This is a genomic window from Microbacterium sp. (assembly GCF_035556355.1).
GTDB lineage: Bacteria > Actinomycetota > Actinomycetes > Actinomycetales > Microbacteriaceae > Microbacterium.
The window spans coordinates 56,845-81,729 of the sequence record NZ_DATMFG010000044.1; the positions used below are offsets into that span (position 1 = coordinate 56,845).

General features: G+C 70.5%; 19 protein-coding genes. 11 read left to right on the forward strand and 8 right to left on the reverse strand.

The features are described 5' to 3' along the window. The first annotated feature begins 23 nt into the window (after positions 1 to 23). Positions 24 to 824, forward strand: a complete 801-nt coding sequence (locus tag VNR19_RS12560; RefSeq protein ID WP_325727252.1) for a glycoside hydrolase family 16 protein — start codon at positions 24 to 26, stop codon at positions 822 to 824. Positions 825 to 827: 3 nt separating this feature from the next. Here the strand turns inward: VNR19_RS12560 and VNR19_RS12565 are convergent, their stop codons facing one another. From VNR19_RS12565 to VNR19_RS12585, 5 genes are all read right to left on the reverse strand, one after another. Next, on the reverse strand, positions 828 to 1,310 hold the full coding sequence (locus tag VNR19_RS12565) for a glutathione peroxidase (protein ID WP_325727254.1): 483 nt from the start codon (positions 1,308 to 1,310) through the stop codon (positions 828 to 830). 112 nt (positions 1,311 to 1,422) lie between these two features. Then, entirely contained in the window at positions 1,423 to 3,099 is a 1,677-nt protein-coding gene (locus tag VNR19_RS12570; RefSeq protein WP_325727256.1) for a formate--tetrahydrofolate ligase, read from the reverse strand. Between the two features lie 153 nt (positions 3,100 to 3,252). Then, positions 3,253 to 4,077 carry a TrmH family RNA methyltransferase gene (locus tag VNR19_RS12575; RefSeq protein ID WP_325727258.1) on the reverse strand — a complete coding sequence of 275 codons (825 nt, stop codon included), beginning with the start codon at positions 4,075 to 4,077 and terminating at the stop codon, positions 3,253 to 3,255. A 31-nt stretch (positions 4,078 to 4,108) separates the two neighbouring features. Next, positions 4,109 to 6,103: a DNA helicase RecQ gene (gene recQ / locus VNR19_RS12580; RefSeq protein WP_414684170.1), complete on the reverse strand. Its 1,995-nt coding sequence runs from the start codon at positions 6,101 to 6,103 to the stop codon at positions 4,109 to 4,111. Positions 6,104 to 6,303: 200 nt separating this feature from the next. Next, positions 6,304 to 8,841 (reverse strand): DEAD/DEAH box helicase, encoded by a 2,538-nt coding sequence (locus tag VNR19_RS12585; protein ID WP_325727260.1) that lies wholly within the window; start codon positions 8,839 to 8,841, stop codon positions 6,304 to 6,306. Positions 8,842 to 8,939: 98 nt separating this feature from the next. On the opposite strand from VNR19_RS12585, the gene VNR19_RS12590 reads away from it, so the two are divergent. After that, the gene (locus tag VNR19_RS12590) at positions 8,940 to 9,275 is read left to right on the forward strand and encodes a GNAT family N-acetyltransferase (protein WP_325727262.1); all 336 of its coding nucleotides are present in this window, start codon (positions 8,940 to 8,942) and stop codon (positions 9,273 to 9,275) included. Further along, on the forward strand, positions 9,256 to 10,266 hold the full coding sequence (locus VNR19_RS12595) for a pirin family protein (protein WP_325727264.1): 1,011 nt from the start codon (positions 9,256 to 9,258) through the stop codon (positions 10,264 to 10,266). Before VNR19_RS12590 ends, VNR19_RS12595 begins: the two co-directional genes overlap by 20 nt. Positions 10,267 to 10,338: 72 nt before the next feature. Here VNR19_RS12595 and VNR19_RS12600 read toward each other — a convergent pair whose 3' ends face one another. Beyond that, positions 10,339 to 13,905: a S8 family serine peptidase gene (locus VNR19_RS12600; RefSeq protein WP_325727265.1), complete on the reverse strand. Its 3,567-nt coding sequence runs from the start codon at positions 13,903 to 13,905 to the stop codon at positions 10,339 to 10,341. A 142-nt stretch (positions 13,906 to 14,047) separates the two neighbouring features. Between VNR19_RS12600 and VNR19_RS12605 the strand changes: the two genes are divergently transcribed. From VNR19_RS12605 to VNR19_RS12625, 5 genes are all read left to right on the forward strand, one after another. Further along, entirely contained in the window at positions 14,048 to 14,599 is a 552-nt protein-coding gene (locus VNR19_RS12605) for an ECF transporter S component (RefSeq protein ID WP_325727267.1), read from the forward strand. Positions 14,600 to 14,714: 115 nt separating this feature from the next. Next, a complete protein-coding gene (locus tag VNR19_RS12610) occupies positions 14,715 to 16,553 on the forward strand; it encodes an ABC transporter ATP-binding protein (RefSeq protein WP_325727269.1) in 1,839 nt (612 codons plus the stop codon). Then, a complete protein-coding gene (locus VNR19_RS12615; protein WP_325727271.1) occupies positions 16,550 to 17,422 on the forward strand; it encodes an energy-coupling factor transporter transmembrane component T in 873 nt (290 codons plus the stop codon). The genes VNR19_RS12610 and VNR19_RS12615 overlap by 4 nt, the downstream gene beginning before the upstream one ends. 138 nt (positions 17,423 to 17,560) lie before the next feature. Next, positions 17,561 to 18,442 (forward strand): siderophore-interacting protein, encoded by an 882-nt coding sequence (locus tag VNR19_RS12620; RefSeq protein ID WP_325727272.1) that lies wholly within the window; start codon positions 17,561 to 17,563, stop codon positions 18,440 to 18,442. Positions 18,443 to 18,619: 177 nt separating this feature from the next. Then, positions 18,620 to 19,294, forward strand: a complete 675-nt coding sequence (locus tag VNR19_RS12625; protein ID WP_325727274.1) for a GNAT family N-acetyltransferase — start codon at positions 18,620 to 18,622, stop codon at positions 19,292 to 19,294. 119 nt (positions 19,295 to 19,413) lie between these two features. Here the strand turns inward: VNR19_RS12625 and VNR19_RS12630 are convergent, their stop codons facing one another. Continuing rightward, entirely contained in the window at positions 19,414 to 20,577 is a 1,164-nt protein-coding gene (locus tag VNR19_RS12630; protein WP_325727276.1) for an acyl-CoA dehydrogenase family protein, read from the reverse strand. 212 nt (positions 20,578 to 20,789) lie between these two features. On the opposite strand from VNR19_RS12630, the gene VNR19_RS12635 reads away from it, so the two are divergent. Beyond that, positions 20,790 to 21,857, forward strand: a complete 1,068-nt coding sequence (locus tag VNR19_RS12635; RefSeq protein WP_325727277.1) for an Rv2578c family radical SAM protein — start codon at positions 20,790 to 20,792, stop codon at positions 21,855 to 21,857. 65 nt (positions 21,858 to 21,922) lie between these two features. Here the strand turns inward: VNR19_RS12635 and VNR19_RS12640 are convergent, their stop codons facing one another. Then, on the reverse strand, positions 21,923 to 22,804 hold the full coding sequence (locus VNR19_RS12640; RefSeq protein ID WP_325727279.1) for an alpha/beta hydrolase: 882 nt from the start codon (positions 22,802 to 22,804) through the stop codon (positions 21,923 to 21,925). Positions 22,805 to 22,873: 69 nt separating this feature from the next. Here VNR19_RS12640 and VNR19_RS12645 point away from each other — a divergent pair, with 69 nt between their 5' ends. Beyond that, positions 22,874 to 23,548: a TetR/AcrR family transcriptional regulator gene (locus VNR19_RS12645; RefSeq protein ID WP_325727281.1), complete on the forward strand. Its 675-nt coding sequence runs from the start codon at positions 22,874 to 22,876 to the stop codon at positions 23,546 to 23,548. A 563-nt stretch (positions 23,549 to 24,111) separates the two neighbouring features. Beyond that, the gene (locus VNR19_RS12650; RefSeq protein WP_325727283.1) at positions 24,112 to 24,864 is read left to right on the forward strand and encodes a glycosyltransferase; all 753 of its coding nucleotides are present in this window, start codon (positions 24,112 to 24,114) and stop codon (positions 24,862 to 24,864) included. The last annotated feature ends 21 nt before the right edge of the window (positions 24,865 to 24,885 follow it).

The window sequence follows — 24,885 nt, forward strand, 5'->3', positions numbered from 1 at the left end:
CCTGCGCGGAGCACAATGGCGGCATGGGTCATCCCGAGACGCCGCTCGATCTCGACGGCCGCGCCCCCGACCTCGACGAGCACTTCGACGAGGGCGTGCTCGACGAGACGGTGTGGTGGCCGTACTACCTGCCGCATTGGTCGTCGCGGGAGCGCACCGAGGCGCGGTACTCGGTCGCGCCGGCCGGCCTCGAGCTGCTCATCGACGCCGAGACCCCTCCGTGGTCGCCGGAGTTCGACGGCGGCATCCGGGTGTCCCACCTGCAGACCGGCGAGTACTCGGGCCCCGTCGGCTCGACTGTCGGGCAGCACCGCTTCCGCCCAGACCTCGTCGTGCGCGAAGCGCAGCCCGAGCGCCGCCTGCATCTCGTGCAGTACGGCGTGATCGAAGTCCGCATGGCGGCTGTCCGGCACCCCGACGTGATGGTCGCCTTCTGGCCGATCGGCTTCGAGGACGAGCCGCAGCGCTCGGGCGAGATCTGCGTCGCCGAGATCTTCGGCTCCGAGATCGACGACACGGGCGGCCTCGTCGGGGTCGGCGTCAAGGCGCAGAACGACCCCGGCCTCGAGACCGACTTCGAGAAGGTGCGCGTCGAGGGCGACCTCACCGAGTTCCACGACTACGCCGTCGCGTGGACGCCCGACGAACTGCGGTTCTACATCGACCACCGGTGGGTCAAGACGGTCGCGCAGCGCATCGACTACCCGGTGCAGCTCATGCTCGACGTGTTCGAGTTCCCGCGTGCAGACGGCACTCGCGACGAGCAGGCCCTCCCCCACCGGTTCCGGGTCGAGCGCGTGCGCACGTTCCCGTACGCGAGGTGACCGTCAACCCGGCAGCGCCTCCTCGATCGCGGCGATCACCGCGGGGTCGTCCGGCTCGGTGTGCGGGCGGAAGCGCTTGACGGTGCCGTCGGGCGCGACGAGGAACTTCTCGAAGTTCCACGTGACGCGGCCGGCTTTGCCGGAGGCATCCGGCGTCTTCTTCAATTCGGTGTAGAGCGGATGCTCCTTGCGCCCGTTCACCCGGATGCGATCGAAGATCGGGAACGTGACGCCGTAGGTCGTCGAGCAGAACTCCTTGATCGCCTCGTTGCTGCGCAGCTCCTGCAGGAACTGGTTGCTCGGGAAGCCGAGGACCTGCAGGCCGCGGTCGCCGTACTCCCGCTGCAGGCGCTCGAGCGTCGCGTACTGCGGTGCGAGACCGCAGCGCGAGGCGACGTTGACGATCAGGAGGGCTTTGCCGTCGAAGTCGGCGAGCGTCCTGGTCTCGCCCTCCATCGTCTGGAACGGGATGTCGGTGAGCGCCATGTCAGCGAGCGTACTGCCGCTCGCACACCCGGTCGCCGAGCGAGCCGCAGCCGTACAACCCCGGTCGCTGAGCGAGCCGAAGGCGCGACGAAGCGCCCGTCGGGCGCTCCGCTCAGAAGAGGCCGACGATCCGCCCGTCGTCGTCGACGTCGATCGAGTCGGCGGCGGGCACGGCAGGAAGACCGGGCATCGTCATGATGTCGCCGCAGATCATCACGATGAACCGCGCTCCGGCGGCGAGCCGCACCTCGCGGATGTCGACGACATGTCCTTCAGGCGCTCCGCGCAGCTTGGCATCGGTCGAGAACGAGTACTGCGTCTTCGCGACGCACACGGGGTAGTCTCCGTAGCCCTCCTCCTGCAGGCGACGGATCTGCGCGCGCACGGCGGTCGAGGCGGTGATGTCGGATGCCCCGTAGATCCGCGTCGCGATCGCGCGCATCTTCTCCCACAGCGTCGCGTCGTCGGGGTAGGTGAAGGTCAGGTCAGGCGTCTCGTCGTCGCACAGGCGCTTGACCTCGCGCGCGAGGTCTTCGGCGCCGGCGCCGCCTTCGGCGAAGTGCCTGGCGACGACGGCCTTCGCGCCGGCCGCCTCGACCGTTTCGATGAGCGCCTGCACCTCGGCATCCGAGTCCTCGGCACGGTGGTTGATCGCGACGACCGCGGGGATGCCCCACGTCTCGCGCACCGTGCGGAGGTGCCGCGCGAGGTTGACCGTGCCGCGCCGCAGGGCTTCGACGTTCTCGGTCGGCAGATCGGCGACCTCGACACCTCCGTGGTACTTCATCGCGCGCACGGTCGCGACGATCACCGCGGCCGACGGGCACAGCCCCGACGAGCGGCACAGGATGTCGATGAACTTCTCGGCTCCGAGGTCGGCTCCGAAGCCCGCCTCGGTGACGACGTAGTCCGCCAGGCGGAGCGCCGACGCCGTCGCGATGAGCGAGTTGCACCCGTGCGCGATGTTCGCGAACGGGCCGCCGTGCACGAACGCGGGTGTGTGCTCCATCGTCTGCACGAGGTTCGGCGCGAGCGCGTCGCGCAGCACCGCCGTCATCGCGCCGTGCGCCTTGAGGTCGCGCGCGCGGACCGGCTTGCGGTCTCGCGTGTAGCCGATGACGATCTCGCCGAGGCGTTCCTTGAGGTCGGCGAGGCTGCGCGCGAGGCAGAACACCGCCATGACCTCGCTCGCGACGACGATGTCGAAGCCCGACTCGCGCGGGTAGCCGTTGCCCGGACCGCCGAGGCCCGAAACGATGTCGCGCAGCGCGCGATCGTTGACGTCGAGCACGCGACGCCACGTGACGCGGCGCACGTCGATGCCGAGCGCGTTGCCGTGGTGGATGTGGTTGTCGATGAGCGCGGCGAGCAGGTTCGTGGCGACCGCGATCGCGGAGAAGTCCCCCGTGAAGTGGAGGTTGATGTCCTCCATCGGCACGACCTGCGCGTAGCCACCGCCCGCGGCGCCGCCCTTCATGCCGAAGACGGGGCCGAGAGCCGGCTCGCGCAGGCAGATCATCGCCTTCTCACCGAGCCGGGTGAGGGCGTCGCCGAGGCCGACCGTGGTCGTCGTCTTGCCCTCGCCCGCGGGAGTCGGCGAGACCGCCGTCATGAGGATGAGCTTGCCCTGCGGTCTGTCGCGCAGGGATTCCAGGTAGGACAGGGCGACCTTCGCTTTGTAGTGCCCGTACGGCACGATGCTCTCGTCGGGAATGCCCAGATTCGCTGCGATCGTGCCGATGGGCTCGAGGTGTGCCGCCTGAGCGATCTCGATGTTGCTGAGAGCCACGTATCCTCCCGATGCGCGCCTTCGCTGTCGCGAGCTCCTTTGCCCGCTCGCGACAGCCTAGAGGCCGACGCGGTGCCGTCAGAGGAACTCTCCCGTCGAACGGCAGACGTGTTGCGCGGTTCGCGGGTGCGGGCGAGCTCGTCGCCTCTGACGTCACGCGTCGGGAGAGCCGCCCGCGTGCCGACGCCGCTGCCGGGCCGCCTCGTAGAGCAAGGCTGTCGCGGCGTTGGCGGCGTTGAGGGAGCTCGCCGAGCCGACCATCGGAATGCGCGCCATCACGTCAGCGGCCTCTCGCCATGTGGTGCTGAGGCCCGACGTCTCGTTGCCGATCAGGACGACGTGCGGCCCGCGGAAGTCGTGGTCGTCGATGTCGATGTCACCCGTCTCGTCCGTCCCGACGAGAAGCGGCCGCGGGCGCAGGCGATCGGCCCACTCGACCACCTCGCGCGGCGACGGGATGCGGATCGTCGGGACCGCGAACAGCGATCCCGTGCTCGCGCGGACGGACTTGGGATCGTACACGTCGGCCGCGTGCCCGGTGACGATGACGCCCGTCGCCCCGAACGCGTCGGCCGAGCGGATGAGGGACCCGATGTTGCCCGGCTGCGTGGGGCGATCGAAGACGACGGTCAGGAGCTGCTCGTCTGTGACGAGACGGTCGAACGCGTCGGGCCGCGACGCGACGACGGCGATGAGCTCGGGCGCCCCCTCGGACTTCTCGCCGAGCTCCGCGATGAGCTCCGGCGCCATCGCGACGTGGCGTGCGGACGACGTGCGCTCGAGCACGCCGTCGGCCCAGCGCGAGAGCTTTCGGCTCGCGTCGAAGACGACGGCGCGGAACTCCCACCCGTGCTCGAGTGCGAGCGTGATCGGCCGGACGCCCTGCACGAGGAACTCGCCTTCGCGCTGTCGTGTCTTCCGGTTCGTGAGGAGAGACTGCCACACCTGGAACTGGGCGTTCCTCGTCGTAATGCGCACGGCTGCCACGCTACTCAATGACGACTGGCCTTCACGCGGCCGCGATCACCTCGAGCACGGCCTCGCCGTACGCCTCGCGCTTCTTGGCGCCGATGCCCGAGATCCCGTCGAGTTCCGCGAGGGTCGCGGGGCGGCGCTCGGCGAGCGCGCGCAGCGTGGCGTCGCCGAACACGATGTAGGCGGGCACGCCCTGCTCGCGCGCGACGCTCGCCCGCCACGCGCGAAGCGCCTCGAAGAGCTCGCGGTCGGCTTCTGAAACCGGTCCCTGAGCCTGCCGTAGGGTGGCTCCCTTGCGCACGCGCGAGCCCGCCGACCCGGCGCGCCCGAGCACATCGCGCCGCAGCGGAACGGGAGTCTCGCCCTTGAGCACACCGGCCGCCGGATCTCCCAGCGCGATCGTCCCGTACTCGCCGCGCGCGACGAGGATGCCGCGCGCGAGGAGCTGCCGCACGACGCTGCGCCAGTCCTGATCGCTGAGGTCGGCACCCAGACCGTACGTCGAGAGCGAGTCGTGACCCTGCTGCCGGATGCGCTCGGTGTCGGCACCGCGCAGGATGTCGATGAGGTGTCCGGCGCCGAACGCCTGTCCGCGCTCGCGCTGCAGCCGCACGATCGTCGACAGGAGCTTCTGCGCGGCGATGAGCCCGTCCCACGTCTCGGGTGGCTCGAGGCATGTGTCGCAGTTGCCGCACGCGTCGGACTCCTGCCCGAAGTACGCGAGAAGGTTCTGGCGGCGGCACGCGACCGTCTCGCACAGTGCGAGCATCGCGTCGAGGTGCTGCCCCATCCGCATCTTGTACGCACGGTCGCCCGGGCTCTGGTCGATGAGGCGCCGCTGCTGCACGACGTCGCCGAGTCCGTACGCCATCCACGCGATCGCCGGGTCGCCGTCGCGGCCGGCTCGACCTGTCTCCTGGTAGTACCCCTCGACCGACTTCGGGAGATCGATGTGCGCGACGAAGCGCACGTCGGGCTTGTCGATGCCCATGCCGAACGCGATCGTCGCGACCATGACGACGCCGTCGTCGCGCAGGAACCGCGCCTGGTTCGCGGACCGCACGGATGCCTCGAGCCCCGCGTGATACGGAAGCGCGTCGATCCCCTTCGCGCGCAGGAACTCAGCCGTCTGCTCGACCGACTTGCGGCTGAGCGCGTACACGATGCCGGCGGCGCCCTCCGGCATCGACCGGATGAAGCTCAGAAGCTGCCGCCGCGGATCGACCTTCGGCTCGATGCGGTACTGGATGTTCGGGCGGTCGAAGCTCGCGACGAAGCGCTTCGCGTCGGGCAGGCTCAGGCGCTCGGTGAGCTCGCGGTGGGTCGCGCGGGTCGCGGTCGCCGTCAGCGCCATGCGCGGGATGCCCGGGAACCGCTCGCCGAGGTCGCCGAGCGCGAGGTAATCGGGGCGGAAGTCGTGGCCCCACTGCGACACGCAGTGCGCCTCGTCGATCGCGATGATGCTCAACCGGCCCCTCTGCAGCAGCTTCGTCGTCGCGGGCGCCGACAGCCGCTCGGGCGCGACGTAGATGAGATCGAGCTCGCCGGCGAGGTAGGCGCGCTCGACCGCGGCGCGCTCGAAGGGCGCCTGCGTCGAATTGAGGTACGCGGCTCGCACGCCGTTCGCGACGAGCGCGTCGACCTGGTCGTGCATGAGTGCGATGAGCGGGCTGATCACGAGGCCGGTGCCCGGTCGCACGAGTGCGGGCACCTGGTACGTGATGCTCTTGCCGCCGCCGGTCGGCATGAGCACGACGGCGTCGCCCCCCGCGATCACGTGATCGACGATCGCCGCCTGGTCGCCGCGGAACGCGTCGTAGCCGAACACCTCGCGTAGCACGTCGCGCGGGTCGGCACCGGTGTGATCGCGTCGAGCAGCGCCGTCGAACAGGTCGCCGGACGGCGGCGGGGTGAACTCGTCGGGCGGGGGGAGCCACACGTCTTCGGGCGGCGCCCACGAGTCGTCGGGCGGCGCGTCGACATCGGCCCAGTCGAGGTCGGCGTACGGGTCGCCCGGCTGATCAGTCACGCGGTCCAGGGTAGCCGCGGCATCCGACGCCCCCGCCGCCCCGCCCGCCCCTCGCACAACCCGCCCGTCCCGCCCGCTGGGGAGGAGCGGACGCCCGCCCCAATCGCATCCCGCCAAGGTTGCGCTAATCACCACCCGCGGCGGCATCCGACCGTCATTCGCGCAATCTCGACCCCAGGCAGGAAGCCCCGGGGCTGACGTCAGTCGAGCCGCAGGACCTCGGTGATCCGCACGACGGCGGTGCCCTCGTCCTCGGAGGCCGCGAGGTCGACCACCCCGCGGATGCGCCAGTCGTGATTCCCCTCGGGATCGTCGATGATCTGCTCCACACGCCAGACACCGGATGCTGCCGCATCCGTGTCGTCGATCGTGACGAGCCGGGGCGAACGCGCCGGGCCGCCCGTGAGGATCTCGTCGTGCTCGTCGTAGTAGCGGTCGAGCACGGCCGGCCAATCGACGTCGGGGTCGAGCTCGACGAGCTCGTCATCGCGCTGGAGCGCGGCGAGCTGCACCCTGCGGAAGAGCTCGTTGCGCACGAGCACGACGAACGCGCGGCGGTTCGTGAGCACCGACGGGGGTGCGGGCGGGACGATCGGAGCATCCGGGTCGTCCGGCGGCGCGATGAGCGCCGACCATTCGTCGACGAGGCTCGAGTCCACCTGCCGTACGAGCTCGCCGAGCCACTCGATCACGTCGACGAGCTCGGGCGTCTGCGCATCGACCGGCACCGTCTGGCGGATCGCGCGGTACGCATCGCTCAGGTAGCGCAACACGAGTCCCTCGCTGCGACCCAATTGGTAGAACGAGATGAACTCGCCGAACGACAGCGCGCGCTCGAACATGTCGCGCACGACCGACTTCGGCGACAGCTCGAAGTCGCGCACCCACGGCTGGCTCGACGCGAAGACCTCGAACGCCTGCTGCAGCAGTCCGGCGAGCGGCTTCGGGTACGTGACGTCTTCGAGCAGCGCCATGCGCTCGTCGTAGTCGAGCCCCTCCTGCTTCATCGCGGCGACCGCCTCGCCGCGCGCCTTGAACTCCTGCTGTGCGAGCACGGCGCGCGGATCGTCGAGCGTCGCTTCGATGACGCTCACGACGTCGAGCGCGTAGTGTCCGGTTCCGGCTGCGCCCGGGGCATCCGTCGGGTCGAGCAGTTCGATCGCGGCGAGCGCGAACGGCGAGAGCGGCTGGTTGAGCGCGAAGTTGGGCTGCAGGTCGACGGTGAGACGGATGCCGCCCCCGTCGGCCTCCACGACGCCGGCGGCCTTCAGCGTGCGGAAGATCGCGAGCGCGCGCCGCGCGAGGGCGTACTGCTGCGCGCGGGTCTGGTGGTTGTCGAACACGAGGGAGCGCACATTCGCGAACACGTCTCCGCCGCGCGCGATCACGTTGATGAGCATCGCCGCGGTCAGCTGCAGCTGAGGCACGAGCGGCTCGGGCTGCGCCTCGACGAGCCGTTCGAACGAGCCCTCACCCCAGTTCACGACGCCCGTCGGAGCCTTCTTGCGCACGATCTTCTTGCGCTTGGCGGAGTCGTCACCGGCCTTCGCGAGCGCGACGGCGTTCTCGATCTCCCACTCAGGCGCCATCACGACGACGTTGCCGTAGGGGTCGTAGCCGGCACGGCCCGCACGACCGGCGACCTGGTGGAACTCGCGCGCGCTGAGCTGGCGCATCCGTGTTCCGTCGTACTTCGACAGCGCCGTGATGACGACCGTGCGGATCGGCACGTTGATGCCCACGCCGAGCGTGTCGGTGCCGCAGATGACGCGCAGGAGACCGCGCTGCGCGAGAGTCTCGACGAGCCGACGGTAGCGCGGGAGCATGCCCGCGTGGTGCACGCCGATACCCGCGCGCACGAGCCGCGAGAGCGTCTTGCCGAACCCCGTCGTGAAGCGGAAGCCGCCGATCGCCTCGGCGATCGCGTCGCGCTGCTCACGTGTGGCGACCCGCACCGACGCGAGCGCCTGTGCGCGCTCGACGGCCGTCGCCTGCGAGAAGTGCACGATGTAGACCGGCGCTTCGCCCTCGTCGAGCAGCTTCTCGAGGACCTCGTGCACGGGACGCCGCTCGTACGAGAAGTGCAGCGGCACGGGGCGTTCGACTCCCGTGATCCGCGCTGTCGGCCGGCCTGTGCGCCGCGTGAGGTCGTCGGCGATCGCGGTGACGTCGCCGAGCGTCGCCGACATGAGCACGAACTGCGCACGCGGAAGGAGCAGCAGCGGAACCTGCCACGCCCACCCGCGCTCGGGGTCGCCGTAGTAGTGGAACTCGTCCATCACGACCTGGTCGACCGCGGCATCCGGACCCTGTCGCATCGCGAGGTTCGCGAGGATCTCGGCCGTGCAGCACACGATCGGGGCATCCGGATTCACCGATGAATCGCCCGTGACCATCCCCACGTTCGCCGCGCCGAAGATGTCGACGAGCGCGAAGAACTTCTCGCTCACGAGCGCCTTGATCGGAGCGGTGTAATAGGTGCGGCCTCCGCGCGCGAGACACATCGCATGCGCCGCGATCGCGACGAGCGACTTCCCCGTCCCGGTCGGCGTGGACAGCACGACGTTCGCACCGGACACGATCTCGATGACCGCTTCGTCCTGCGCGGGGTAGAGCGTGAACCCGCGCGACGCCGCCCACTCCACGAAGCCCGCGTACGCGGTGTCTTCGTCGGCGCCGGGCGGCACCAGGTCGAGCAGCCCGGCGGTCGCATCGCCGCCGGGGTGAGTCGAGACCATCCCTCGAGTCTGCCAGCCCTGACGACACGGTACGAACGGCCTGGCGGAACACGACCCGGCGCCCGTACGTTGAAGTCGACGACGAAGGGATTCCCCAGATGCCTACCTCGACCGACGCGCTCACCGTCACAAGGAACGACGAAGCCGGCCGCTACGAGATCCACGTGGGTGACGTGCTCGCCGGCTTCACCGTCTTCCAGCGCACCCCGAACAACGAGCTGATCTTCCCCCACACCGAGATCGACCCGGCCTTCTCGGGGCGCGGGCTCGGCAAGACGCTCGTGTCGCAGGCGCTCGCCGACGTCGCACGCCGCGGCGAGCGGATCATTCCGCTGTGCCCGTTCGTGCGCCGATACCTCCGCGAGAACGACGTCGAGGGCCTCGATGTCGACTGGTCGGTCGCCGGGGGCCGGGATGACCAGGCTGGACGCTGACGCTTCCGTCGCCGAATCGGAGGCTCCGCTCTCACACACCGAGCCGGATGCGTCGACCGACCCTCCCCGGGCGGTCCTGCTCGAATCCCGCGAGGTTCCCCTCGGCGGCGTCCGCGCGATGCACGTGCGACGCTCGCTGCCGCAGCGGGACCTTCCGCTCGTCGGCGCGTGGTGCTTCCTCGACCGGTTCGGACCGCAGCCTGTGCGCATGCGCGTCGAGCCGCATCCGCACATCGGCCTGCAGACGGTGACGTGGCCGTTCGTCGGCGACGTGCGGCACCGCGACTCGGTCGGAAGCGACGTCGTCGTGCGCCGCGGCGCCCTCAACCTCATGACGAGCGGCGCGGGCATCGCCCACTCCGAGTACTCCGTCGGCGAAGAACCGATCCCGCTGGATGCCCTGCAGCTGTGGGTCGCGCTTCCCGAGTCGCGCCGCCACGGCGCGCCGGACTTCGAACGGCACGAGAACCTCCCCTCGCTCGTGCTCGACGCGGTGGAGGGCGCCGCCGCGTCGGCCGTCGTCGTGCTCGGCGAGCTCGCCGGCGTTCGCTCACCGGCGACCGTCTACACGCCCATCGTCGGCGCTGAGGTGCGCGTTCCCGCAGGGACGCGTGTGCGCATCCCGCTGCGACCGGATTGGGAGTACGCCCTGGTCGGCGTCGAAGGCGTGACGGATGCCGCGGCCGACGCCTCGGGTGCCGTCTCGCTCGACGACGCGCACCTGCTCTACCTCGGCACGGGTCGCGACACCATCGAAGTGAGCAGCGCGACGGGTGCCACGATGTTCCTCCTCGGCGGCGAGCCGTTCGAGGACGACGTCATCATGTGGTGGAACTTCGTGGGCCGCACGCACGAGGAGATCGTCGAGGCGCGCGAGGCGTGGGAGGCGGGCTCGTCCCGTTTCGGGCAGGTCGTCGACCACGGAGACGAGCGGATCCCCGCGCCTCCCCTCCCCGCGGTCCGGCTCACGCGCCGGCGCCGGCGGGTCTGAGTCACGCAGACCGCACAAGAACGCGCCGCCCCCTCCAGTGGAAGGGGCGGCGCTCTCGTCGTGCGCTGCGGGCTACTTCAGGACGATGAAGCCCGAGATGCTCGCGGATGCCTCGACGGTGTCGGTGCCGACGTACTCGGCGATGACGACATGGATTCCCTTCTTCTGCTTCGGCAGGTTGAAGGTCACCGAGCCGTTCGCGAGGGTGCCCGTGTACTTCTTGGTGTCGACCCACATGTTCACCGTGCCCTCGGCCGAGCCGCCGCCCGCCGTGACACCGACCGTCACGGCGTAGTTCTGCGACGACGTACCGAGGTAGCGGTTCATCGAGACCGTCGTGCGGGACTTGTTCTTGACGAACACCTCCTTGCTGACGGCCGTTCCGACGTTCGGGTTGCCCGCCTCGGTCGCGGTCACGCGCACCGACAAGGCGGTGCCGACGTCGGCCGAGGTCACCTTGTACTGCGTGCCCGTCGCGCCGCTGATCGGCTCGCCGTTGCGTAGCCACTGGTACTCGAACGTGACGTCCTTGGGCTTCCACGATCCCGGCTTCGCCTTGAGCGTGCTGCCGACCTTCGCGGCACCCGCGATCGTCGGCGCGGCCTTGGCGACCGGAGCCGCCGCACCCGACTCGACCGTCACGAGCGTGCGCACCGGCGACGCGCCGTAGCGGACGACGCCGAGGTACGTGGTGTCGGGGTCGAGTCCCGTCCACGAGACCGTGTAGGTCGCCTCCTGACCGAACGACAGCGGGAGCGGGTTGGGCGTCCCGGTGAACGAGCCCTCGCCGTTCGGGCCGACGATCGCGGACGTCAGGTCCCACGTCATCAGGTTGGGCGTCGCGTACATGTCCGCGACGATCGCGTACGTACCCGCCGTCGGGTTGTCGAGCGTGACCTGCTCGTCAGCCGATGCCGTCGCCGACAGGAACCGCTCGTAATAGCGGAGGTCATCCGGGCCGACGACGCGGTAGACGTACAGGTCGAGGTCGCTGCCCTCGTCGTCCGACGAGTCGAGCGTCCACTGCGCGAGGCTCGTGCCGGGCTCGATCGTCTCGATCCACAGGATCTGGCCGGTCGAGTTCTGGTCACCCGAGTGGCCCGGCACCTCGTTGGCGGGGTCGGTGAGCAGGCGCACCGGCGCGAGGCCCGCGACGCCGAGCTCGACCTCGCCGTCGAGCCACGACTCGACCGTGATGTCGGTGCTGCCGGTGATGCCGGTGCCGGTCGCCTCATCCGGCGCGTCCACCGAAGCCGGCTTCGCGGCCATCGGCGAGCGGACGGTCGTGCCGTCGGCACCCACCCACGTGAGGAAGCCGGTCGACCACTCGTCGACGGGGGCGTCGCTGCGGGCGATCGTGATCGAGACGTCCTGCGACTCGCCGGCTGCGCCGAAGGTGAGCGTCGACGGCTCGACGGTCACGTCGAATCCGGGGAAGTCGACCTCCGCCGTGTAGCTGCCGGCGCGCGTCGCCGTGAGCGTGCGCGTCACAGTCTGCGGCCCGGCGAGCGTGCCGATGCCGATCGAGGCGATGTTCAGGTCGCTCGGGTCGATCGGCTCGACGCCGGCCCAGTCGTAACCGCCGATGCCCTCGACGTACGCGGCCCAATCGAGCGGTCCGTTGAGGTACAGCAGACCCGGGTCGAAGAACCGCGTCGGGTCGACGTGGCCCGCGCCCTGCGCGAACGGGTCGGTCACGTCGGCGCCGCTCGCGTCGACCGTGTCGTAGGCGGTGGTCATCATCGCCGACTTGATCTCGCCCGGCGTCGCGTTCGGGTGCACACCGAGGTACAGAGCCGCGAGACCGGCGATGTGCGGCGAGGCCATCGACGTGCCCGACTTGAACTCGAACGTCGGGTCGGCGCCCTCGGCGTTGTGGGCAGCCGCGAGGATCGCGACACCCGGCGCAGCGATGTCGGGCTTGATGATGTCGCCGTCCTCGGCGATCATCGGGCCGCGGCTCGAGAAGCCCGCGATCTGCGGGGTCGGCGTGACCACGTCGGTCAGGTTGCTCGGGTGCAGCGTCACGACCGGGTCGGCCGTGCCGGTCACGTACGACAGGACCGCGTCACGATACTGCGCGTCGATGTGCACCGTCGGCACCGAGTGGAAGTCGTTGTCGAGCGAGCCCGGCGTGACGTTCACGAGCACCATGCCGATGCCGCCCTTGTCGGCGACCTCCTGCGACTTCTCGACACGGGCGTTGGTGCCGCGGTCGCAGACCACGATCTTGCCGGCGACCTTCGCCGGGTCGAGCGAGTCGAGGAAGCACAGTCGCGCATTCTCGACCGGGACGCCCGCCGCCGCCGCATCGCCGGAGTAGACGGCGGGGCCGGTCACCGTGCCGTCGAACGGCACCGTCACCGAGACGCCCGCGAACTGCTGGCCGTCGGCCAGCTCCACCGTGCCTTCGTACGTCGGGATCGTCGACGCGGCGACCGTCGTGTACCACGGCGATGCGTGGTCGGCCGTCGTCGGCGCGGGACCGGCGTTGCCGGCGCTGACTGCCACGAACACGCCCGCGAGGCCCGCGTTGAAGAACATCTGGTCGATGGGCTCCCACGACGAGACCGCCGTGCCGCCGCCGATCGAGAAGTTGATGACGTCGACGCCGTCGTCGACCGCCGCGTCGATCGCGTTCAGCAGGTCGCTGCCGGCGCAGATGTCGTCGTCGGTGACGAGCGGGTCGGGGCCGACGAAGCACGCCTTGTAGGCGGCGATCTTCGCGGCCGGCGCGACGCCCGAGATGGCGCCGAAATCGACGCCCGCGATCGAGGCGGAGACGCCGTTGTTGCCGGCGGCCGTGCTCGCGGTGTGAGAGCCGTGGCCGTCGCCGTCACGGGGCGAGAGGTAGTCGTACGTGAAATCGAAGCCCGCCGCGGCGGCGCCCGTGGAGAAGTACTTGCCGCCGATGAGCTTCGTCGAGTAGTCGTCGTTCGACCACTGCTGGCCGGTCACCCGGGCGCTGCTGAAGGTTCCGCCGTCGGCCTTCTGGAAGACGACGTTGTTCCCCACCAGGTAAGGCGTGTCGTCGGACGGGGTGGTCCCCAGCGGCTCACCTGCGAACGAGGGATGCTCGGGAGCGATGCCGGTGTCGACGACGCCGACGACGACGCCCTCGCCCGCGGCATCCGTTCCGCCGACCGCCTCCCACACGCCGCCGGGGCCCTCGAGGCCCAGGAACTGCGTCGACGACACCGCGTCGGGATGGAAGATCTGCTCGGGGTAGACGCCGACGACGTCCTTGCTCGCCGTGAGCTCGCCGACCTGCTCGGGCGACAGCTTCGCGCTGAAGCCGTTCAGCGCCACCTGGTAGGTCGCCCTGGGGTCGGCGCCGACCTCGGCCGCGACCTCCTTCTGGCGCTTCTCGAGATACGCCGAGTACTTCTTCGCGGCGGTGGAGCGCGTGTCGAGCTCCTCGCCCTCGTCGGGCTTGGTGGGAGCCAGCCCCGCTTCACCGCCGTCGTACGAGGCGACGGGCTCCTCCGCGAGGACCACGATGTAGACGCCGGTCGGCGATTCCGCCGGCACGAGTGGGGGCACCTCCTCCGGACTCGCGTAGGCGGCTGTCGTCGCAGTACCGGCGAACAGCGCGGCGAGGGTGATCGCCGTCACTGCTCTGAAGGGGGTCCGGCGCATGGTGCTCCTGATTCGTCGTTCGAACAGTCAGGCTGAGGGGTCCTCTTCGACGCTCCAGCCAGCCCCAACCTAATTCACAGCGGAATCTCAGTGAACCCCCATTCGTGAGAAACCCATGAGACGCGATCGCTAGGATCGACAGGTGGCCAACCGATCCCCCCTGACAACGAGCATTCTGCTCACGTGCGCGGCGATCGGCGTGGCGACAGGAGTCGTCGGCGGGATCGCCGGCTGGATCACTCCCATCGTCCTCGCAACCGCCCCGATCGTCTACGGGTTCGTGCTCGGCGCCCATGTCATCCCGGGGATCATCTCGCAGGCGCTCATCCGTCAGCCGTGGGTCGCGCTCATCACCCACGTGCTCGCGGCACTCGCGGCGAGCGCGATCGCGCCGCAGTGGGCCTTCCGGTTCCTCGGCACGGCCGTGCTGTTCGGCGGCATCCAGGAGCTCGTCGCCGCTGCCACCCGGTACCGCGTGTGGAACACGTGGCGCTACTTCATCTCCGCCGTCGTGATCGGCGTGATCGTCGCGGTCGTCGTGGCCTTCGCGGCGCACCTCGCGACGCTGCCGCTGTGGGCCCAGATCACGTATCTCGTGCTCGCGGTGCTCGGCCCCGTCGTGTGGACCGCGGTCGCGCTCGCCATCGGCGTGGGCCTTCGCCGTGCGGGCATCACCCCCCGCGTGCGCGGCTGAGTCCCGCATCCGTCGTCGCCCCTCATCAGGTGAGACGGATGCCTCCACCGCTCGCTCGCGGGATAGGTAAGGCTCGGCTAAGTTGGGTTCTGCTCGCTCGTCCTGAGGGGAACCCGTGACCGCACTTCAGCGCGACGCGTCCGCCGCGCGCGCGGGCGGACCCGGCAAGGGGCAGCCGCTCCTCCGAGTGCGCGATCTCTCGGTCGCGTACGAGGGCTCGACCGCGCCGACTCCGGCCCACGTCTCGTTCGAGGTGTCGGCGGGCGAGGTCGTGCTCGTGCTCGGGCCGAGCGGCTCGGGCAAGTCGACGCTCGCGCTCGCGCTGAACGGGCTCATCCCGCACGACGTACCGGCCGAGGTCACGGGGACCGTCGAGGTGGGCGGACTCGACACCGTCGACAACCCGGTCTCGCGCCTGAGCACGCACGTCGCGATGGTGTTCCAGGACCCCGACGCGCAGCTGGTCACCGGCACGCTGCTCGACGAGGTCGCGTTCGGTCCCGAGAACCTGCGACTGCCCGTCGACGAGGTGCTCGCACGGGCGGAGTCCGCGCTGCGACGCGTCGGGCTGTGGAGCCGGCGCTTCACCAACCCCGACCGCCTCTCGGGCGGCGGACGGCAGCGCCTCGCGATCGCGTGCGCCCTCGCGATGGGCTCGCCGCTGCTCGTGCTCGACGAGCCGACGGCGAACCTCGACCCCAACGGCATCGAGGAGTTCTACGCCGCTCTCGGCGAGCTCGCGGCCGCGGGCGATCGCGCCATCGTGCTCATCGAGCACAACCTCGACGCAGCCGTCGGATTCGTCGACCGCGTACTCGTCCTCGACCACGACGGACGCCTCGTCGCCGACGGCCCGGTCGACGACGTGCTCCGGCGCCGCGCCGATGAGCTCCACGCGATGGGCGTGTGGCTGCCGACCTCGGCGCTCGCGGCACTCCGGCTGCGGCGCTCGGGCCTGCGCCTCGATCCCTTGCCCCTGACGCCCGAAGAGCTGCGGAACGCGCTCGATGCGGACCCCGCGGCTCCGGTCGCTGAGCGAGCGCAGCGAGACGAAGCGCCCCACGCGGTCGCTGAGCGAGCGCACCCCTCCCGCCCGGTCGCTGAGCGAGCGCCGCGAGACGAAGCGCCCACCCGGCGCCCCCTCGTCGAGGTCCGCGGCCTGACACTCCGCCGCGGCCGCTCGACCGTGCTCCATGACGTCGACCTCGACATCCGCGAGGGCGACTTCGTCGCGGTGATCGGCGCGAACGGCGTCGGCAAGACGACCCTCGTGCAGGCGATCGCGGGAGTCGTGCGACCGCCGCGCGGAACCGTCCGCATCGGCGACCTCGACGTCGGCCGGGCCGACAGCCGCACGCTCTTGGCCCGTGTCGGCTTCGTGTTCCAGAACCCGGAGCACCAGTTCATCGCCCACACGGTGTTCGACGAGCTCGCGCACGGGCTCCGCCTGCGCCACGTTCCCGAAGACGAGGTGCGCGCGCGCACCGAGGCTCTGCTCGACCGCTTCGGCCTGCGCGACAAGGCGGCGACGCATCCGTTCCGTCTCTCCGGTGGGCAGAAGCGGCGCCTCTCCGTCGGCACCGCCCTCGCCGGGGCCGCGCTCGACGGCGGCGCCCCCCTGCTCGTGCTCGACGAGCCGACGTTCGGGCAGGACCGCGCCCGAGCCGAGGAGCTCCTCTCGCTCCTGCGCGACCTCAACGCCGAGGGCACCACGATCGTGGTCGTCACGCACGACATGCAGCTCGTGACCGAGTACGCCGACCGCACGGTGATGCTGCGCGACGGACGCGTCGCGGCCGCGGGCGACACCGCGAGCCTGTTCGCCGACGCCGAGCTCATCCGCGGCGCGGGCCTGCGGCTCCCCCCGCTCGGGCGCGCCTTCGACGGACTCACCTCGCACCCCGAGCTCGCGGGCATCGCGCGCCTCGCAGACCTCCCGGACGCCACGGCATGAGCGAGCAGGCACGTCTCGAGCCGGCGGATGCCGCGGACGGCGCATCCGCCCCGACGACCGGCCCGGTGGTCGATCCGTACGCCGGGCCCGTGACCCACTCGCCCGTCCGCTTCCTGTACGACCTCAACCCTCTGGCGAAGATCTTCGCGCCGCTGCCCGCCATGGTGATGCTCGTCTTCGTGCGCGACGTGCGGACGCCGCTCGTGTTCATCGCACTGACGGCCGTCGTGCTGCTGATCGGCGTGCGGTTCACGCGGGGGCTGGTCGCGCTGCTCATCGGGGTGCCCGCGTTCGGGGCGGTGATCGCCCTGGGGTTCGCACTGTGGACCGACGCCGGTCTCGTCGACGACACCGCGCCGGTCTTTCAGCTCGGCGGGTGGACGCTGTACAGCGGCGCGCTCGAGACCGGCCTCGCGACCGGGCTGCGGATCGCGGCGATCGTGGTGCTCGCGTTCATCGCGGGCCTGAGCACGACCGGACCCGATCTCGTGCGCGCGACGGTGCAACAGCTGCGCGTGCCGTACCGCATCGGCTACACCGCGCTCGCGGCGTTCCGCTTCGTGCCGCGCTTCCGGCACGAGCTCGAGATCATCCGGCAGGCGCACCGGGTGCGCGGCGCCCATGGCGGGCGCGGTCCTTTCACGGCGATCGCCCGATGGGCGGGGTACATCGTGCCGCTGCTCGCGGGCGCGATCCGCCACGCCGAGCGCGTCGCCCTCGCGATGGACGCACGCGCCTTCGGCGCCTACGCCGACCGCACCGAGCGCCACCTCGTGCCGTTCCGCACGCGCGACACCGTCTTCCTCGTCGGCTTCTGGGTCGTGTCGGCTGTCGTCTTCTGGCTCTTCTTCCCCTGGGGTCTCTCGTGACGCCCCGCAGCACCGCCCCGCCCACCCGCCCCACCCCATCCCACCCCTGGTCGAGATTGCGCGAACTGCGGCCGACATGATCCGGATGCCGTCATCCGCGCAATCTCGAACCCTTGACCCGACCCGAATGGAGCGCACATGGCCCGCGCCGGCCGGCTCGTGAAGCCCGAGTCGCAGGATCTCATCCACCTCACCGTCCTTCGCCGCGAGCAGCTCTCACCGCACTGGATGCGCGTGACGCTCGGCGGCGGTGAGATCGAGGCGTTCCGCCCGATGGGCTATGACCAGTGGTTCCGCATCTTCCTCCCGGTGAGCGGCGAGCAGGGTCTCGAGCGCATCCCGGCGAAGGCGAACAAGCTGTTCGGCTATCTCAAGTACCTTCGCATCCCCGAAGGCGTGCGGCCGGTCATGCGCAACTACACCGTGCGTGCGTACCGACCGTCGAGCGCCGAGCGCGGGGCCGAGATCGACGTCGACTTCGTGCTGCACAGCTCGGCCGCCGACGGCACGGCCGGTCCCGCACCCAGATGGGCTGAGTCCTGTCGCGAAGGTGACAGCGTCGTGATCATCGACGAGGGGCTCACGTTCAACCCGGAGCGCGGCACCGACGACGTGCTGCTCGTGGCCGACGAGACCGGACTCCCGGCGATCGCCGGCATCTGCGCGAGCCTCCCCTCGACCGCCATGGGCCTCGCGCTCGTCGAGGTGCCGACGGCCGACGACGTCCTCGAGTTCGACCGGCCCGACGGGGTCGAGGTGCGCTGGATCGTGCGCGACCCGGCATCGAAGCCGGGCACCGAGGTGCTCGCGATGCTCGAGGCGCTGACCGACCTCCCGACGGGCACAGACGTGCATGCGTACGTCGTGGGCGAGCAGGCGCTCGCGACGGGCGGGCGTCGCCACCTCGTCAACGTGCGCGGGCTCGACAAGGACGCCGTGAGCTTCTGCGGGTACTGGCGCCTCGAGGCGGAGTCGCGCAGCGCGCGGTCCCGCCTCACCGACGCGCCCGCCACGGCCTGACCCGCCGGACGAGCCCCCGCCCCACCCCACCCCACCCCACCCACGGTCGAGATTGCGCGAACTGCGGCCGACATGATCCGGATGCCGTCATCCGCGCAATCTCGGCGGGATTCGGCGCGAGCTCACCGCACCGAGCCGGATGCCGCTGACCACGCGATCCGCGTCATACTTGCGCGCGTGAACTCCACCGATCTCGTCCGCATCTGGCCGGCAGCGGGCGTCCGCGCGCGAGCCGGCGACCTCGAGCTGCGCTGGGCCGACGACGACCTGCTCGTCGCGCTCGCCGACATCGCCGCGGGCGGCATCCACGACGAGGACCAGATGCCGTTCGCGGTCCCGTGGACGCGCGGCACCCCCGAGGAGGTCGCCCGGGCGGTCGTCTCGTACCACTGGAGCATCCGCCCGCGCGTCGGTCCGGACGAGCTTCACCTCGAGCTCGCCGTGCTCGAGAACGGTGAGCCGGTGGGCATCCAGGGTGCGAGCGGCAGCGATTGGCGCGTGCTGCGGAAGGTGCAGACCGGGTCGTGGATCGGTCGCGCGCACCAGGGCCGCGGCGTGGGCACGCGCATGCGGGTGCTCATGCTCGCGCTGCTGTTCGACGGGCTCGGCGCGCGTGAGGCGACGTCGGGCGCGTTCGTCGACAACCCGGCGTCGAGTGCCGTCTCGCGCAAGGTCGGCTACGCCGACAACGGTGTGGTAACCGTCGCCCGCGAGGGCGAGGCGGTCGCCCACCGCAACTACCTCATGACGCGTGAGCGCTGGCTCGAGGTGCGGGAGCGCAACATCGAACTTCTCGGGGCACCGGTCGAGCTCGAAGGCGTCGAGGCGCTGCGCGCGATGCTCGACGGCTGATCACGCGTGCCGCCGCGCGAGCGGCGCGCGTCCGTCAAGAGATAGAGACGGATGCCGCGGCCCGCACCCCCTCCCCCGAGGGGCGGTCGCAGCATCCGTCTCCGGTCTCGGCGACGACCTCAGCGCTTGCCGGCGATCGGGCGGCTGACGATGTCGCGCATGATCTCGTTCGTGCCGCCGTAGATGCGGTGCACGCGGGCGTCGAGGAACGCGCGCGCGATCGGGTACTCCATGATGTAGCCGTATCCGCCGTGGAGCTGCACGCACGTGTCGAGCACCTCCCACTCGCGCTCGGTCGCCCAGAACTTGACCTTCGCGGCCTCTTCGGCCGACAGCTTGCCGTCCTTGTATGCGAGGAGCGCGCGGTCTACGTACGCCCAGAGTGCGTCGACGGTGGTCGCGACGTCCGCGAGCTTGAAGCGCGTGTTCTGGAAGTCGATGATCCGCTGGCCGAACGCCTCGCGGTCCTTCGTGTAGGCGACCGTCCAGTCGAGCGCAGCCTGTGCGGCCGCGGCGCCCGCGACGCCGATCGACAGACGCTCGAGCGGCAGGTTCATCATGAGCTGCACGAAGCCGAGCCCCTCACGACCGCCGATGAGGTTCTCCTCGGGCACGAACACGTCGGTGAACGAGAGCTCGGCGGTGTCGTGGCCGTGGAAGCCCATCTTGTGGAGCTTCTTGCCGTGGTCGAAGCCCTCCATGCCGTTCTCGATGACGAGGAGGCTGAAGGCGTCGGGGCCGTTGCCCTCGCCCGTCTTGACGAACGTCACCACGATGTCGGCGGTCTTGCCGCTCGAGATGAACGTCTTGGCGCCGTTGACGCGGTAGCCGCCCTCGACGCGCTTGGCCGTCGTCTTGATGCCGCGCAGGTCGCTGCCCGCGCCGGGCTCAGTCATCGCGAGCGCGCCGAGAACCTCACCGGTGGCCATGCCGGGCAGCCACTTCTGCTTCTGCTCGGGCGTGCCCATGTGCACGAGGTACGGAACGGCGAGGTCGTCCTGGATGCCGAACGCGCCGGCGAGCGAGCCGGCGCCGGCCGCGATGACCTCCTCGCTGACGATCGCCCGGAAACGGTAGTCCTGCAGCATTCCCGCGCCGCCGAACTCCTCGGGAACCGAGAGGCCTATGATGCCGGCCTCACCCGCCGCGAGCATGGTCGCGCGGTCGACCTCGCCCTCGGCGTCCCACTTCTCGCGCGCCTCGTTGGTCACGTAGCGCTTGATGAACTCCTTGACGACGTCGCGGAACGCCTCGTGGTCCTCGTCGTAGATGTCGCGCTCCATGCGCGTCTCCTCTCGTCTTCGAGTGGGCGGCCTCGTGGGACGCCCGAGGTCCTACGGCCTCGCGTGTGCGCGCGCCTGGCATCGAGTCTTGCACATCATGGGACCGAGTTCCATCACCATTCGTCCAGTCCCGGCAGGGGGGCTTCGAATCGCGTTCGGCTGTCGTCGCCTTATCTGTTGACTGTATCTCGAATCTCTGTTCGAATAGTCGCATGCGGTGGCAAGGGCAGCAATTGGCGACGGCGGATGCCTCGGCCCTCCCCGGCATGGAACGACTCGGCGGCTTCGTGCAGTCGGTGACGACGCCCGAGTTCGCCGGCATGACGTTCCACGAGGTTCTCTGCAAGTCCGCACTCAACCACGTGCCGAGTTCATCGGCTGTGCCGTTCGACTGGACGATCAACCCCTACCGGGGCTGTTCTCATGCGTGCAGATACTGCTTCGCCCGCGGCACGCACGAGTATCTCGAGCTCGACGCGGGGCATGACTTCGACTCGCAGATCGTCGTCAAGGTGAACGTCGTCGACGTGTTGCGCAAGGAGCTCGCTCGCGGGTCGTGGGGGCACGAGCCCGTCGCACTCGGCACGAACACCGATCCGTACCAGCGGGCCGAAGGGCGTTACCGCCTCATGCCGGGCATCATCTCGGCGCTCGCCGAGTCGGGCACGCCGTTCTCGATCCTCACGAAGGGGACGATGATCCGGCGCGACCTTCCGCTGCTGACGGATGCCGCGTCCTCCGTGCGGGCGACGATCTCGACCTCGATCGCGGTGTTCGACGATGCCCTGCAGAGAGCGATCGAACCCGGCGCGCCCACCGCGACCGCTCGCCTCGAGACGGTGCGTGCAGCGGCCGAGGCGGGGTTCCGCGTGACGGTCTTCCTCATGCCGATCATCCCGCACCTGACCGACTCGATCGAGGCGATCGACCACGCGCTCACGCGTATCAAGGAGGCGGGCGCCCACCGCGTCGTGTACGGAGCCCTGCACCTGCGCCCTGGAGCCAAGCAGTGGTTCATGCAGTGGCTGGAGCGGGAGCATCCGGAGCTCGTGTCGTCCTATCGCGGGCTGTACCCGGGCGCGACAGCGTACGCCTCGAAGGCGTACCGCTCGTGGCTCGCGAAGCGCGTGCGGCCGCTCATGCGGGTGCACGGCCTCGACGGCGAAGGCGAGGAGGACGCTCCGCGCCGCGGTCCCGTCTCGGGCCTCGCGGCGCGATCCACCGTCGTGACGACGTCACGCGGCATGCGGGCGGAGGCCGCAGCGGCTCGGCTCTTCTGATGGACTGCCTCGGCGTGGGCCGGGGCGGCGGGCGCAGGGGCGGGTGGGGTGCGCCGCGACGGAGGCTACCCGAAGTCCACCGACGAGGGCTTGACGAGGAAATCGACGGTCTCGTCGAGGAACCGGTCGGCGGCGAGGATCCGGTTGTGACCGAGCCCCTCGGTGATGACGACGCGTGCGTGCGGGTTGGCGGCCGCAAGCCGATCGAGGTCGGAGATGGGCACGACGCGATCGGAGCGGTCGTGGAGCACCAGCAGCTCCGTCGTCTCGGGCAGCGGCTGCTCGGCCGCCGAGATGCGCGGGAACGGGTCGTCCTCGCCGGGGAAGAATCGCGTGGCGAACCGCGCCCGCAGGGCGGCGGCGGTCTTGTGCCCGAATCCGACGAGCACACTGAACTGCGACAGCAGCGTGTCGGCGTCGGCCGGCGCGGCGACCGTCACGACGCGTCGCGCGGCGACTCCGCCGGAGACGGCTACGAGCGCGGCGAGCGCGCCGAACGAGTGGCCGACGATGCCGTGGAACAGTCCGTACCGGCGCTGCAGCTGGACGAGCGCGTCGGTCCAGTCGAAGAGGTACGTCGCCCGCCCGGGAGTCTCCCCATGTCCGGGCGCGTCGAACGCGACGACACGGAAGCCCTCGAACACGAGGTCGCGCACGAGGGTGGCGAACTGCGACGCACGTCCGCGCCAGCCGTGCGCGAGCACCACGACGTCAGCCCCCGCGCCCCACTCGTACACGCGCACGTCGACCCCGTTGCGGTCGAGCCCGTCGATGCGGACCGTCGACCGGCGAGCTCGCTCCATCGTGGGCGCGGCATCCTCCGCCATCCGCTGCCCTCGACCGACCGACATGAACACGGGGAGCGCCAGCGCGGCTCCCGCCCGCGGCGACACCGCACCCACCGTGCGGATGCTGCCGCCGATCACCCGTTCCTGAATCGTCGTCACGAGCCTATTCCCATCTATACGTACGATCGTTCGGTCTAATAACGCACGATCGTACGCTAACCTGGACGCGTGGCACAAGTGCGAGCTGAGCGGCCCGACGGGCGCAGGGTGCGCGGGGATGAATCGCGGCGCGCGATCCTCGCGCATGCGATCGACACGGCATCCGTCGAGGGCCTCGACGGACTCACGATCGGCCGACTCGCCGAAGCCGCGCAGTACAGCAAGAGCGGCGTCGCCACGCTGTTCGGCTCGAAGGAGCAGCTGCAGCTCGCGACGGTCGAGGCCGCCCGGCAGGTGTTCATCGACGAGGTCGTCGAACCGGCGCGCGAGAAGTCCGAACGGGGGCTGTCGCGTGTGTGCGCGCTCATCCGCGAGTGGCTCGACTACTCCGACCGGCGCGTGTTCAAAGGCGGGTGCTTCTTCGCCGCGGCGGCGGTGGAGTTCGACTCGAAGCCCGGTCCCGTGCGCGATGCGGTGATCGCCGCGTCGAGCGAGTGGGAGGACTACCTCACGATCTCGATCCAGCGCGCGATCGATGCTCGCGAGCTCCCGCTGCTCGACGACGCGCGCCAGCTCACGTTCGAGCTCGTGTCGTTCCTCGAGGCAGCGAACACGCGGTCCCTCATGTACTCGAGCGTCGAGCCCTACGAACGCGCCGCGCGTGCCGCTCGCACGCGTCTGACCGCGCTCGGAGGCGATCCCGCGCTCGTCGAGACGATCGGGGTGTCGACGAGCATCCGCTGAGCACACTCCCGCAGAGCCGCCGAATGCGGAAACATGTCGGCATGGCGCGGTTCCTGCTCGCGGCGATGCCCTTCACCGGCCACGTGATCCCGATGCTCGCGGTCGCAGAGGCGCTCCTCGGGCGCGGCCACTCGGTGCGGGCCACACCGGCTCGGCGTTCCGGGATCGGGTCGAGGCATCCGGCGCGGTCTTCGTACCGTGGCGGAACGCGCCCGACTTCGACGAGAACGACCTCACGAAGACGTTCCCGCGACTCATCGGCAAGAAGGGCGTGCGTCAGGTGATGATCAACCTCACCGACGCCTTCATCGGCACGGCACCCGCCCAGGTGACGGATCTCCTCGCGGCGTGGGACGACGAGCCGTGGGACGCGCTGGTCACCGACGACACGTCATGCGGCGGAGCGTTCACCGCCGAGAAGACGGATGCCCCGTGGGCGACCGTCGCGATCCTCCCGCTCAACCTTCCGAGCCGCCACGGGCCGCCGAGCGGACTGGGCATCACGCCCGGGCGAGGACCGCTCGGGCAGACACGCGACGCCTTGCCGCGGCATCCGTCCCCTCTTGGCCACGCCCTTGCGCAAGCCGCTCGCGCGCGCCCGCGCCGAGGCCGGGCTGCCGCCGTCGAAGGCGATCTTCGACCAGGTGATGTTCTCGCCGCAGCTGATCCTCGCGAGCGGCGCTCCCCTGCTCGACTACGAGCGGCCGGATCGTCCGGCGCACCTCGAGTTCATCGGGCGTCTGGCCGCGACGCCGCGAAAGGACGCGCTGCCGGACTGGTGGCCCGACCTGCGCGATCGCACCGTCGTGCACGTCACGCAGGGCACGCAGAACCTCGACCCGAGCGACCTCATCCGCCCGACGATCGAAGCGCTCGCCGACCGGGACGTGCTCGTCGTGGTCGCGACGGGCCGCCGTGGGGTCGACGAACTGCCGTTCGCGGTGCCCTCCAATGTTCGCGTGTCGGGATTCCTGCCGTACGACGCGCTGCTGTCGCACGTGGATGCGATCGTGACGAACGGCGGTTGGGGAGGAACGCTCGCGGCCCTCGCGCACGGCATCCCGCTGGTGATCGGCGGAGGCGACCTCGACAAGCCCGAGATCGCCGCGCGCGTCGCGTGGTCGGGCGCCGGCGTCAACCTCAAGACGGGCACGCCCACGGCGGCCGCGATCGCGGAGGCCGTCGACCGCGTGCTTCGGGAGCGTGAATTCCCGGATGCCGCGGCCCGCGTCGCAGCGCAGCTCGAGGCCGCCGGCGGCGCTCAGCGCGGGGCCGAGCGGCTCGAGGAACTGGCGGGCGCGGCATCCGCCTTCTGATCCGTCCCGCCGCTCGCGCTG